We start from the raw sequence: 12360 nt of genomic DNA on the forward strand, positions 1-12360 counted from the left end.
TCGGAGGGGGTCTTTCTCAGCGTGGCGGCGCCAGGATTCGAACCTGGGAAGGCTGAGCCGGCAGATTTACAGTCTGCTCCCTTTGGCCGCTCGGGCACACCGCCGGGGGTGATGCCGGTCGAACCGCTTTTCGGCGGTGCTCCCTGGCAACGACGTAAACAATACCCGATGGGGAGGGGTGCTTCGCCACTCGATTGATCGGCCCCGCGGGCACGTGGGGTGGCTAGGCTGGTGCGGATGCGGTCCGGCCTTCGTGCCGGGCTCGGCGGCCGCCACCACGCACGCCGACACGCACCCGATATGCACTCGATACGCACCCGGATACAAGGAGCCACAGGACATGGCCGACTCCAGTTTCGACATCGTCTCGAAGGTCGAGCGGCAGGAGGTCGACAACGCCCTCAACCAGGCCGCCAAGGAGATCTCGCAGCGCTACGACTTCAAGGGCGTGGGTGCCTCGATCTCGTGGTCCGGCGAGAAGATCCTGATGGAGGCGAACTCCGAGGAGCGGGTCAAGGCGGTCCTCGACGTCTTCCAGTCCAAGCTGATCAAGCGGGGCATCTCGCTGAAGGCGCTGGACGCCGGCGAGCCCCAGCTCTCCGGCAAGGAGTACAAGATCTTCGCGTCGATCGAGGAGGGCATCTCCCAGGAGAACGCGAAGAAGGTGGCGAAGATCATCCGCGATGAGGGCCCGAAGGGCGTGAAGGCGCAGGTCCAGGGCGACGAGCTGCGCGTCAGCTCCAAGAGCCGCGACGACCTGCAGGCCGTGATCGCCCTCCTGAAGGGCAAGGACTTCGACTTCGCGCTGCAGTTCGTGAACTACCGGTAGGACGGGGTCTCAGCGAGGCGGAGGGGGCGGGCACCCGGAGGTGCCCGCCCCCTCAGTCGCGCGAGTTGCCGAACAGGATGCGGTAGACGATCAGCAGGACGAGCGAACCGCCGATCGCGGCGGCCCAGGTGGCGCCGTCGTAGAAGTGCTTGGTCACCGGGTAGTCCAGCCAGCGGGCCGAGATCCAGCCGCCGATGAACGCGCCCGCGACGCCGATGAGGGTCGTGCCGACGAAGCCGCCCGGGTCACGGCCCGGCAGCAGGACCTTGGCGATGGCTCCGGCCAGAAGCCCCAGGATGATCCAACCGATGATGCTCATGCCGTGAACCTGCCCTTCCGTGCCGTGCCCGCACCGTCCGGTCCTTGAGAATCCGGTGAGGACCGGCCGTCGGTCGTGCGCGTGTTCGTGCCGTGTTGATGAACAGGACGTCCGGGCCACACCGGGCGGTTGCGGCGATCAGTAGGGTCGGCGCATGACACGCTCCGGTTCCGAGTTGCGGCGCACCCTAGGGGTGCGGGACGCCGTGGTCGTCGGGCTCGGCTCGATGGTCGGGGCGGGCGTGTTCTCCGCCTTCGGGCCCGCGGCGCGCGCGGCCGGGTCGGGGTTGCTGCCGGCGCTGGCCGTCGCGGCCGTGGTGGCCTACTGCAACGCCACCTCGTCGGCACGGCTCGCCGCCCTGTACCCGGCCTCCGGCGGCACCTACGTGTACGGGAGGGAGCGGCTCGGGGTCTTCTGGGGCTACCTCGCCGGCTGGGCCTTCGTCGTCGGGAAGACGGCCTCCTGCGCGGCGATGGCGCTGACCGTGGGGGCGTACGTCTGGCCGGCGCACGCGCATGTGGTGGCGGTGGTGGCCGTGGTGGCGCTGACCGCGGTGAACTACGGCGGCATCCAGAAGTCCGCCTGGCTGACGCGGGTGATCGTGGCCGTGGTGCTGGCGGTCCTCGCGTCCGTGGCGGTCGTGTGCCTGGCCTCCGGGCGGGCCGAGGCCGGGCGGCTGGACATCGGCCTGTCGGCGGGCGGCGGCGGGGTGCTGCAGGCGGCCGGGCTGCTCTTCTTCGCCTTCGCGGGCTACGCGCGGATCGCGACCCTCGGTGAGGAGGTGCGGGATCCCGCGCGCACCATCCCCCGCGCCATCCCGTTGGCCCTCGGTATCGCGTTGGCGGTGTACGTGTGCGTGGCCGTCGCCGTCCTCTCCGTACTCGGCGCGGACCGTCTCGGGCACGCGGCCGCGCCACTGGCCGACGCGGTGCGGGCGGCCGGGGTTCCGGGGCTGGTGCCCGTGGTGCGGGTGGGGGCCGCCGTGGCCGCGCTGGGGTCGCTGCTCGCGTTGATCCTGGGCGTGTCGCGGACGACGCTGGCGATGGCCCGCGACCGTCATCTGCCCGGGGCCCTGGCCGCCGTGCATCCGCGTTTCCACGTCCCGCACCGGGCCGAGCTCGCCGTGGGCGCGGTCGTCGCCGTGGTGGCGGCGACGGTGGACGTACGGGGCGCCATCGGCTTCTCCTCCTTCGGCGTGCTGGCCTACTACGCGGTGGCCAACGCGTCGGCCTGGACCCTGAGCACGGCTCCGTGGGCGCGTGTCGCACCGGCGGTGGGGCTCCTGGGCTGCGTGACGCTGGCGTTCGCCCTGCCGGTGGTCTCGGTGGCGGTGGGCGCGGGTTTGCTGGCCGCGGGGGCGGGGGCTTTCGCGGTACGGCGGTGGGTGGGGCGCGGCAGGGGTGGCACCGGGGAGGGGCAGGGCCGCTGACGGGTGGACCGTGCCCGACGGGACGTCAGGCCGGGTCCGCGGCGCCCGTGTTGACGCGTCAGCGCGCCGCGAACGGCTGGTCCGTCGGCACGATCTCGCGTCCCAGGGGGAGCAGGGAGACGGGGATCAGCTTGAAGTTGGCGATGCCGAACGGGATGCCGATGATCGTGACGCACAGGGCGAGACCGGTGACGATGTGGGCGATGGCCAGCCACCAGCCGGCCAGGACCAGCCACAGGACGTTGCCTACGCAGGAGGCGGCGCCCGCGTCGCGGCGCTCGACCGTCGTGTACCCGAAGGGCCACAGGGCGTAGACGCCGATACGGAACGCCGCGACACCGAACGGGATGCCGATGATCGTGATGCACAGCAGCACGCCCGCGAGCAGATAGCCGAGGAAGAGCCAGAAGCCGCTCAGGATCAGCCAAATGACGTTCAGGATGGTTCTCACTGGTTACGACCTGCCATCTTCTCGAGCCGGGCGATGCGCTCCGCCATCGGCGGATGCGTGGAGAACATCTTCGACAGCCCCTGCCCCGGGCGGAAGGGGTTCGCGATCATCATGTGGCTCGCGGTCTCGATCCGCGGCTCCGGGGGCAGCGGAAGCTGCTTGGTGCCGGCGTCGAGCTTGCGCAGGGCGCCGGCGAGGGCGAGCGGGTCGCCGGTGAGCTGGGCGCCGGAGGCGTCCGCCTCGTACTCCCGGGACCGGCTGATGGCCAGCTGGATCAGGCTGGCGGCGAGCGGCCCCAGGATCATGATCAGCAGCATGCCGAACAGGCCGGGGCCCTCGTCGTCGTCGGAGCGGCCGATCGGGATCAGCCAGGCGAAGTTGACCAGGAACATGATCACCGAGGCGAGCGCGCCGGCGACCGAGGAGATGAGGATGTCCCGGTTGTAGACGTGGCTGAGCTCGTGGCCGATGACGCCGCGCAGTTCGCGCTCGTCGAGGAGGCGCAGGATGCCCTCGGTGCAGCACACGGCGGCGTTGCGCGGGTTGCGGCCCGTCGCGAAGGCGTTCGGTGCCTCCGTCGGGGAGATGTACAGGCGGGGCATGGGCTGGCGGGCCTGGGTGGAGAGGTCGCGGACCATGCGGTAGAGGGCGGGGGCCTCGAACTCGCTCACCGGGCGGGCGCGCATCGCGCGTAGCGCCAGCTTGTCGCTGTTCCAGTACGCGTAGGCGTTGGTGCCCAGGGCGATGACAACCGCGATGATCAGGCCCATCCGGCCGAAGAAGCTGCCGATGACGATGATGAGCGCGGACAGTCCCCCGAGGAGGACTGCGGTCCTGAGCCCGTTGTGCCGGCGGTGCACGGTACGCCCTCCAAGTGGTGCAGCAGGGGAACCCTTTGCTTGCTGGTCGCTTGCTGATCTCCATGCCACTGGTGCCGTGGTGTCACGTCCAGTGGACCCTCCCGCACTGGTCAACGCCAGGCGAGGGCCACTAGTTCCCTTGTGCCCGTGACGACGCGCGTGGGCCGTCCGGGTGACCAGGCCCGGGGCGGGCACGCGCGCGTGGGGGCCGGGTTCCCCACGCGCGCGTGGGGAGTCGTCAGAAGAGGCCGGTACCCGCGAAACGGAGTACGAGCTGAGGGGCTCCGGAGAGCACGATGCCGAGGACCCCGGTGAGTGCGAGGGCGGCGGTGAGCGGGGCGGGGACGCGGTGCCGCGCGGGCTCGCCCTCGGGGGCGCGGAACAGCAGGGCCGTCCACTGGAGGTAGTAGAACAGCGCGATCACCACGTTGACGGCCATGACGACCGCGAGCCAGCCGAGGCCCGCGTCGACGGCCGCCGAGAAGACGGTGACCTTGGCGAACAGGCCGATGATGCCGGGCGGCAGTCCGGCCAGGCACAGCAGGAAGAAGGCCATGAGCAGCGCGGTCAGCGGGTTGGACGCGTACAGGCCCCGGTAGTCGGTGATCCGGTTGAGCGACTTCGTACGGCCCACGAGCGCGGCCACCGCGAAGGCGCCGAGGTTCACGGCGGCGTACATCAGCGCGTAGGCGACCGTGGAGCCGATGGCCTTCTGGCCGTCCTCGGTGTACCCGGCGGCGGCGATCGGCACCAGCAGATAGCCGGCCTGGCCGACGGAGGACCAGGCGAGCAGTCGTACCGCGCTGTACGCGCGCGTGGCCTGCTGGCGCAGGGCGCCGACGTTGCCGACGGTCATGGTGAGGGCGGCCAGTGCGGCGAGTGCCGGGCCCCAGACGTCGGCGTACGACGGGAAGGCGACGACGGTGACGAGGATCAGGCCGGAGAAGCCGACCGCCTTGCCGACGACCGACAGGTAGGCGGCGATGGGCAGGGGGGCTCCCACATAGGTGTCGGGCACCCAGAAATGGAAGGGGACGGCGGCCGTCTTGAAGGCGAAGCCGACGAGGGTGAGGACGACTCCGGTCTGGGCGAGGGTGTGGAGCTGGCCGTCGACGTGCTGGATCCGGTCGGCGACCTGGGTGAGGTAGAGGGTGCCGGTGGAGGCGTAGACGAAGCTGATGCCCATCAGGCTGACCGCGGTGGCGGTGACCGAGGACAGGAAGAACTTCAGGGCCGCCTCGGAGGAGCGCCGGTCGCCGTGCCGGATGCCGACGAGGGCGAAGGCGGGCAGGGAGGCGACCTCCAGGGCGACGATCAGGGTCGCCAGATCACGGGAGGCGGGCAGGAGGGCGGCGCCCGCGGCGGAGGAGAGCAGCAGGAACCAGAACTCCCCCTCCGGGACGCGCCGGCCGGCGTCGTTGAGCGTGGTGACCGACAGCAGGGCCGCGAGGAGGGCGCCGCCGAACACGAGGAACTGGATGACGAGGGTGAACCGGTCGGCGGTGTAGCTGCACGCGTGCGTGGCGCCGGTGAGGCAGAAGGTGCTGCGGTCGCCGTCCAGGAGGGGCAGCAGCAGGAGCGCGGAAGCGGCGAGCCCGGCGACCGAGACCCAGCCGAGGACGGCCTTCCTGGCGTCGGACACGAACAGGTCGGCGACGAGGACGACGAGGGCGACGACCGCCGCCACGGTGGGCGGTGCGATGGCCAGCCAGTCGACGGACTGAACGGCTGACTGGGCGGCCTCCGCCAGGGGCTGGGCCAGGGCGCTCATCGGGTGCCTCCTGCGAGGAGCTGCTGCACGGCCGGGTCGGTCAGGCCGAGGAGGATCTTCGGCCAGAGCCCGGCGACGACGGTGAGGGCGACGAGCGGGGTCCAGGCCGCGAACTCGTAGCCGTGGACGTCGGCGAGTTGGGGGACTTCCCGGGGTACGGCGCCCATGCAGACGCGGCGGACCACGATCAGCATGTACGCGGCCGTGAGCAGCGTGCCGAACGCGCCGATCGCCATGAACGTGAGGAACGCGGGGCGGCTGAGGTCGGCGGCGGGCTTGAACGCGCCGAACAGCGCCAGCATCTCGCCCCAGAACCCCGCGAGCCCCGGCAGGCCGAGCGAGGCGACAGCGCCGAAGGCGAGCAGGCCGCCGAGGCGCGGGGCCTTGCCGTACAGCGCGGCGCCCGTCTCCTCGGCGAGGGTGTCGAGGTCCGTGGTGCCGGTGCGGTCCTTCAGCGAGCCGACCAGGAAGAAGAGGAGGCCGGTGATGAGGCCGTGGGCGATGTTGGCGAACAGCGCGCCGTTCACGCCGGTCGGGGTGGTGGTGGCGATGCCGAGCAGGACGAAGCCCATGTGGCCGACGGAGGAGTAGGCGATGAGCCGCTTGAGGTCGCCCTTCGCGCCCTGCTTGGCGAGGGCCAGGCAGGCCAGGGATCCGTAGATGATCCCGACCACGGCGAAGGCCGCGAGGTAGGGCGCGAAGGTGTGGAAGCCCTCGGGTGCGACAGGGAGGAGGATCCGGACGAACCCGTACGTACCCATCTTCAGCAGTACGCCGGCCAGCAGCACCGAGCCGACGGTGGGCGCGGCGGTGTGGGCGTCCGGCAGCCAGCTGTGGAAGGGCCACATCGGGGTCTTGACCGCGAGCCCGATCCCGATCGCCAAAACGGCGATGACCTGCACGGATGTGCTCAGCGACCGGCCGTTGTCAGTGGCGAGTGCCATCATGTCGAACGTGCCCGCCTTGATTCCGATCAGGAGCAGGCCGAGCAGCATGACGACGGACCCGAGCAGCGTGAAGAGGATGAACTTCCAGGCGGCCTGGGTCCGCCCCTCGCCGCCCCAGCGGGCGATGAGGAAGTACATCGGGATGAGCACCGTCTCGAATGCCAGGAAGAACAGCAGCAGGTCGAGGACGGCGAAGGTCGCGAGGGTGCCGGACTCGAGGACGAGCACCAGCGCGACGAAGGCCTTCGGGGACGGGCCCGCGGGCATCTTGAAGTAGGAGTACAGCGCGCAGAGGAAGGTCAGCAGCGCGGTAAGGACCAGAAGGGGGAGGGAAATGCCGTCGATGCCGAGGTGGATCCGCACGTCGAGTGCGGGGATCCAGCTGATGTCGGTCGTGGCCTGCATCTTCGACGGATGGTCGTGGTCGAAGCCGAGCGCGAGGACGACGGCGGCGATGAGGACCACGCCGGTCACGGTCACGCCGTGCCGGAGCACGGCCTGCTCGGGCGACTTCCCCTTCAGTCCGGGCGGGGCGGGCAGGAGGGCGGCGAGCGCGCCCAGGAGCGGGCCGACGACGATGAATGCCAGAAGGAACCGCATCACGGACTCGTTGATATCGATCACGCCTGCTCACGCTCCCGAGGCGACGAGGAGGACGGCGACCGCCAGGACGACGGTGCCGGCGAGCAGCGCGCTCACATAGGTCTGCAGATTGCCGGTCTGGGCGCGCCGTACGGCGGCCCCGAGCAGCCGGGGCAGCGCTGCCGCGCCGCGTACGTAGGTGTCGACGACCTCGCGGTCGAGGAACCGGACGAGGGTCGCTCCGGCCTGGACCGGGCGGACGAACAGCGCCGCGTACACGGCGTCCAGGTGGAAGCCGACGGCCGCGTGCCGGTGCAGCGGGCCGAGCAGCAGCCGTCCGGGGTCCGCCGGGTCGGGTGCGTATGCCACGCCGCCGTAGGCGGGTGCGTGGCTGGCGATGGCCTCGGCCTCGACCAGTCCGGCGTCGCCCTCGGGGTGGGCCGCGACCGCGCCCAGCGGGACCCGGGCGGCGAGCACGGTGGTGCGCTGCCAGGCGCCGTAGGTGACGATCCCGCCGACCAGGGCGAGGCCCGTGCCGAGGACCGATGTGGTGAGGGTCGGGGTCAGGTCGCGGCCGTCGAACCAGCCGGGCAGCGAGCGATAGGCGAATCCGCCGAGGGCGAGGGACGGGGCGGCGAGCACCCACAGCACCACCGTCATGGTGAGCGGCTGCTTCCCGTGGTCGGGGGCCTCGGTACCGCGCCCGCTGAACGCCAGCAGCCACAGGCGGGTCGCGTAGGCGGCGGTGAGCAGGGCGGTGAGCATTCCGGCGACGAGGACGATCCAGCCCGCGCTGCCGGGGACGTGCGCGGTGTGGCCGGTGGCGGTGTGCTCGGCGGCGCCGAGGACGGACTCCTTGGAGAAGAAGCCGCTGAAGGGAGGGATGGCGGCGAGCGCGAGGAGCGCCACGGTCATCGTCCAGAAGGCGTCGGGGATGCGGTCGCGCAGATGGCTCATGCGGGACATGGCGGCCAGCGAGTTGGTGCCGGCGGCGTGGATGATCACGCCGGCCGCGAGGAAGAGCAGCGCCTTGAAGGCGCCGTGGGACAGGAGGTGGAAGACGGCGGCACCGCGGTCGCCGACGGCGAGGGCGCCGGTCATGTAGCCGAGCTGGCCGATCGTCGAGTAGGCGAGGACGCGCTTGATGTCGTCCTGGGCGAGCGCGGCGAGGCCGGAGCCGGTCATCGTCACGGCGGCCATGACGGCGAGGACGACCATCGCGGCCGAGGAGGCCTCGAAGACCGGGAGGAGCCGGGCGATGAAGTAGACACCGGCGGCGACCATCGTCGCGGCGTGGATCAGCGCGGAGACGGGCGTGGGGCCCGCCATCGCGTCCGGGAGCCAGGTGTGCAGCGGGAACTGCGCCGACTTCCCTGCCACGCCCGCCAGGAGCAGCAGCGCGATCGCAGTGGGGTGGTCCAGGCCGCCGCTCGCGACGGTGGCGAGGACGCGTGTGATGCGGAACGAGCCCGCGTCGGTGGCCAGCGCGAACAGGCCGATCAGGAACGGCACGTCGCCGAGCTTGGTGACCAGGAAGGCCTTGAGGGAGGCGGCGCGGGCCTCCGGGGTCTCCCAGTAGTGGCCGACCAGGAAGTAGGAGCAGATGCCCATGACTTCCCAGCCGACCAGCAGCACGATCAGGTCGCCGGAGTAGACGACCAGGAACATCGCGGAGGTGAACAGGGAGACCAGGGCCGCGTACGAGGGATAGCGCGGGTCGTCGCGCAGGTAGCCGGTCGAGTAGACCTGCACGCAGGTGGCGACGACGCCGACGAGCACGGCGACGAGGGCGGCGAAGCCGTCGATGTACAGGGCGAGCTCGATCGGAACCGAACCGGTGGGCGTGAGCTCGGTGTGGCTGCTGATGGCCTGGCCGCCGCCCTGGCGCACGGCGACCAGCACGGCCAGCACCAGCGCGGCCAGCGTCGGCAGGACGGCGAGCGGGCGCACGAAGGCGGGGGCCGTGCGGCCCAGGAGCAGGCCGGCCGCGGCGCCCAGGAACGGCAGGAGGGGGACGAGGACGGCGAGGGTGGTCGTGGTCACGCGGTGGCCTCAGCCTTCTCGGCCGCGGGGGCGTCGCTGTCGGGGTCGTCGGCCGCGTGGCCCTCGGCGGTGTCGCGGAGCTTGTCGATGTCCGCGGTGCCGCGGTTGCGGTGGACGGCGAGGACGATCGCCAGGCCGATGCCGATCTCGGCGGCGGCGATGGCGATGGTGAACAGGGTCAGGGCCTGGCCGGAGTGCAGGGTCTCCTCGGCGGCCTTGCTGAGCCAGACGTCGAAGGCGACCAGGTTGAGGTTGACGGCGTTGAGCATCAGCTCGACCGACATCAGGACCAGGATCGCGTTGCGGCGGGCGAGGACGCCGTACAGGCCGGTGCAGAACAGGAGGGCGGAGAGTACGGCGGGATAGGCGAGGTGCATCAGCGGACGCCTTCCTTCGCGCTGCGGGTGTCCGGGGCGGTTGCCGCGGCCTCGTCCGCCTTGGCCTTGCGGGACAGGACGATCGCGCCGACCAGGGCGGCGAGGAGGAGGACGGAGAGGGCCTCGAAGGGGAGGACCCAGTTCTGGAAGAGGCTGGCGCCGGTGGCCTTCGTCGAGCCGGCGGCCGGCCCGTCCAGGTCGATCCAGGTGGTGCGGAAGGCGTCGACGACCACCCAGACCAGGGCTGCCGCCGCGGCGGCGGCCACGGTGAGGGCGGCCCAGCGGTTGCCGGAGTCGGCGTCCGGGGAGCGGCCGATGGGGGCCCTGGTGAGCATCAGACCGAACAGGAGGAGGACGACGACGGAACCGACGTAGATCAGGACCTGTACCCAGGCGATGAATTCGGCCGTGAGCAGCAGGTACTCCACGGCGAGGCCGCCGAGGGTCACCACCAGCCACAGGGCGGCGTGCACCAGCTGCCGGGTGGTGACGGTGACCAGCGCGGCGCCGAAGGTGACCAGGCCGACGAGGAGGAAGGCGATCTCGACTCCGGTCGGGGAGAGGAAGCCGTGGGATGCGGCGGCGAGGGTCACGACTGTCCCTCCCGCGGCTCGGCCGGCTCGGCCTGGGCCGCCGCCAGCTTCTCGGCGGTCTTGCGGGCGGCGGCGATCTCCTTCGGTTCCTCGGCGCCGGGGTCGAGGGCGGGCGGGGCCGGGACGGTCCACATCCACTCGCGGAGCTTGTCGCGCTCGTGGGTGAGTTCGTGGATGTCGGTCTCGGCGTACTCGAACTCCGGGGACCAGAACAGGGCGTCGAAAGGACAGACCTCGATGCAGATACCGCAGTACATGCACAGGGAGAAGTCGATGGCGAAGCGGTCGAGGACGTTGCGGCTGCGTTCCCGGCCGCCGGGGGTCGCCGCCGGGATCGTCTCCTTGTGGGAGTCGATGTAGATGCACCAGTCCGGGCACTCGCGGGCGCACAGCATGCAGACCGTGCAGTTCTCCTCGAACAGGCCGATGACGCCGCGGGTGCGGGGCGGGAGGTCGGGCTGGACCTCCGGGTACTGCTGGGTGACCGTCTTCCTGGTCATCGTGCGGAGGGTGACGGCCAGGCCCTTGGCCAGGCCGGAACCGGGAATGCGGGGCCGGGAGGGCGGGAGAGGCTCAGCCATGGTTACTGGATCACCACCTTGACGATGCCGGTGAGGGCGATCTGGGCGAGGGAGAGGGGGACGAGGAGGGTCCAGGAGAGTTTCTGCAGCTGGTCCTCGCGCAGGCGGGGGTAGGTGACGCGGAGCCAGATGACGACGAAGGCGAGGATCGCGGTCTTCAGCAGGGTCCAGAGCCAGCCGAGGCCGTCGGCGCCCCAGGGGCCGTGCCAGCCGCCGAGGAAGAGGACGGTGGTCAGGCCGCACAGAACGACGATGCCGGCGTACTCGGCGAGGAGGAACAGGGCGAAGCGCAGCCCGGTGTACTCGGTGTACGCGCCGAAGATGATCTCCGAGTCGGCGACGGGCATGTCGAAGGGCGGGCGCTGGAGCTCGGCCAGCCCGGCGACGAAGAAGACGACCGCGCCGACGATCTGCCAGGGCAGCCACCACCAGTGGAAGGCGTGCAGGATGCCGGGGAGCGACACGGTTCCCGCCGCCATCGCCACCGAGGCGGCGGCCAGCAGCATGGGGAGTTCGTAGGCGAGGAGCTGGGCGGCGGTACGCAGGCCGCCGAGGAGGGAGAACTTGTTGGCGCTGGCCCAGCCGGCCATGAGCGAGCCGAGCACGCCGACGCCCATCACCGCGAGCACGAAGAAGACGCCCGCGTCGAGGACCTGGCCCACGGCTCCTTCCCCGGGACCGATGGGGATGGCGAGGAGCACCAGGAGGTACGGGAGGAGGGCCACGGCGGGGGCGAGCTGGAAGATACGGCGGTCCGCGCCCGCGGGTACGACGTCCTCCTTCTGCGCGAACTTCACGCCGTCCGCGATGAGCTGGGCCCAGCCGTGGAAGCCGCCGGCGTACATCGGGCCGAGGCGGCCCTGCATGTGGGCCATCACCTTGTGCTCCGTCTGACCGACGATCAGCGGAAAGGTGAGGAAGACGACGAAGACGACCAGGAGTCGCAGGGCGACGTCCATCACGTCGTTCACTGCGGGCCTCCTGTGGAGTCGTTACGGGGCGGGTTACGGGGCGGGTCTTCTGGGTTCGGGGTACCGGGGCCGCTGCTTTCGGGGGCGTCCTCGGACGCGGGCTCCTCGGGCGCCGGCTCCTTGACTGCGGGCTCCTCCGGCGCGGGCTTGGGCTCCTCAGGCGCGGGGCCCTCGGCCGCGGGCTCCTCGGGCGCAGGCGCCTTGGCCGCTGGCGCCTCGGGTGCGGGCGCTGCTGGTTTCTCCGCTTCCGGGTTCGGGGCGCGCTTGTCCTCGGCTTCGTCGAAGGCCGGGCGGGCGTGGTGCCAGGGGGCGTCGGAGCTGCGGGGGGCGGTGGAGCGCGGTGGCCGGGTGGGCGTGCCCGGTGATGTCGCCGTCGGCTCCGCCGGAGCCGCCTCCTCCGCGCGCTGCGTCGCGGACCCCTCGCTCACGCTGCGCGACCGGCGCGGACCGGCGGGAGCCGATGGGCCGGATGGCACCGCCGGTTCCGACTCACCCGGCGACGCCGCCGGCACCGTCGGCTCCGCCGGAGCCGCCTCCTCCGCGCGCTGCGTCGCGGACCCCTCGCTCACGCTGCGCGACCGGCGCGGACCGGCGGGAGCGGTGTCGT

Annotated in this window: 12 protein-coding genes, 1 tRNA gene and 1 pseudogene; 3 read left to right on the plus strand and 11 right to left on the minus strand. The window is 71.5% G+C overall.

The features are described 5' to 3' along the window. Positions 1-22: 22 nt before the first annotated feature. A tRNA-Tyr gene (locus tag ACZ7L0_RS08140) sits at positions 23-104 on the minus strand. A 236-nt stretch (positions 105-340) separates the two neighbouring features. Between ACZ7L0_RS08140 and ACZ7L0_RS08145 the strand changes: the two genes are divergently transcribed. Next, the gene (locus tag ACZ7L0_RS08145) at positions 341-829 is read left to right on the plus strand and encodes a YajQ family cyclic di-GMP-binding protein (protein WP_355940763.1); all 489 of its coding nucleotides are present in this window, start codon (positions 341-343) and stop codon (positions 827-829) included. Between the two features lie 52 nt (positions 830-881). Here the strand turns inward: ACZ7L0_RS08145 and ACZ7L0_RS08150 are convergent, their stop codons facing one another. After that, a complete protein-coding gene (locus ACZ7L0_RS08150) occupies positions 882-1148 on the minus strand; it encodes a GlsB/YeaQ/YmgE family stress response membrane protein (protein ID WP_471241567.1) in 267 nt (88 codons plus the stop codon). Positions 1149-1302: 154 nt separating this feature from the next. On the opposite strand from ACZ7L0_RS08150, the gene ACZ7L0_RS08155 reads away from it, so the two are divergent. After that, positions 1303-2577, plus strand: coding sequence for an APC family permease (locus ACZ7L0_RS08155; protein WP_471241568.1), 1275 nt, complete (start codon positions 1303-1305; stop codon positions 2575-2577). Positions 2578-2635: 58 nt separating this feature from the next. On the opposite strand, the gene ACZ7L0_RS08160 is transcribed toward ACZ7L0_RS08155, so the two are convergent. The 9 genes from ACZ7L0_RS08160 to ACZ7L0_RS08200 form a co-directional block, all read right to left on the minus strand. Next, on the minus strand, positions 2636-3028 hold the full coding sequence (locus ACZ7L0_RS08160; RefSeq protein WP_471241569.1) for a YccF domain-containing protein: 393 nt from the start codon (positions 3026-3028) through the stop codon (positions 2636-2638). Then, positions 3025-3888, minus strand: coding sequence for a zinc metalloprotease HtpX (gene htpX, locus ACZ7L0_RS08165; RefSeq protein ID WP_471241570.1), 864 nt, complete (start codon positions 3886-3888; stop codon positions 3025-3027). Before htpX ends, ACZ7L0_RS08160 begins: the two co-directional genes overlap by 4 nt. A gap of 238 nt (positions 3889-4126) precedes the next feature. Then, complete coding sequence (locus tag ACZ7L0_RS08170) at positions 4127-5659, minus strand: NADH-quinone oxidoreductase subunit N (RefSeq protein ID WP_471241571.1); 1533 nt, start codon at positions 5657-5659, stop codon at positions 4127-4129. Beyond that, a complete protein-coding gene (locus ACZ7L0_RS08175; RefSeq protein WP_471241572.1) occupies positions 5656-7230 on the minus strand; it encodes a complex I subunit 4 family protein in 1575 nt (524 codons plus the stop codon). Before ACZ7L0_RS08175 ends, ACZ7L0_RS08170 begins: the two co-directional genes overlap by 4 nt. Positions 7231-7236: 6 nt before the next feature. Further along, positions 7237-9231: an NADH-quinone oxidoreductase subunit 5 family protein gene (locus ACZ7L0_RS08180; RefSeq protein WP_471241573.1), complete on the minus strand. Its 1995-nt coding sequence runs from the start codon at positions 9229-9231 to the stop codon at positions 7237-7239. Beyond that, a complete protein-coding gene (gene nuoK / locus ACZ7L0_RS08185) occupies positions 9228-9608 on the minus strand; it encodes an NADH-quinone oxidoreductase subunit NuoK (RefSeq protein WP_471241574.1) in 381 nt (126 codons plus the stop codon). Before nuoK ends, ACZ7L0_RS08180 begins: the two co-directional genes overlap by 4 nt. Further along, positions 9608-10201, minus strand: coding sequence for an NADH-quinone oxidoreductase subunit J family protein (locus tag ACZ7L0_RS08190; protein WP_471241575.1), 594 nt, complete (start codon positions 10199-10201; stop codon positions 9608-9610). The genes nuoK and ACZ7L0_RS08190 overlap by 1 nt, the downstream gene beginning before the upstream one ends. After that, on the minus strand, positions 10198-10782 hold the full coding sequence (locus tag ACZ7L0_RS08195) for a NuoI/complex I 23 kDa subunit family protein (RefSeq protein ID WP_471241576.1): 585 nt from the start codon (positions 10780-10782) through the stop codon (positions 10198-10200). The genes ACZ7L0_RS08190 and ACZ7L0_RS08195 overlap by 4 nt, the downstream gene beginning before the upstream one ends. Before the next feature lie 2 nt (positions 10783-10784). Continuing rightward, positions 10785-11753 (minus strand): complex I subunit 1/NuoH family protein, encoded by a 969-nt coding sequence (locus ACZ7L0_RS08200; protein WP_471241577.1) that lies wholly within the window; start codon positions 11751-11753, stop codon positions 10785-10787. A 264-nt stretch (positions 11754-12017) separates the two neighbouring features. Here ACZ7L0_RS08200 and ACZ7L0_RS08205 point away from each other — a divergent pair. Further along, positions 12018-12360: pseudogene (locus ACZ7L0_RS08205) on the plus strand (hypothetical protein); the annotation flags it as partial.

This window comes from Streptomyces sp. NPDC039424, from assembly GCF_055639495.1.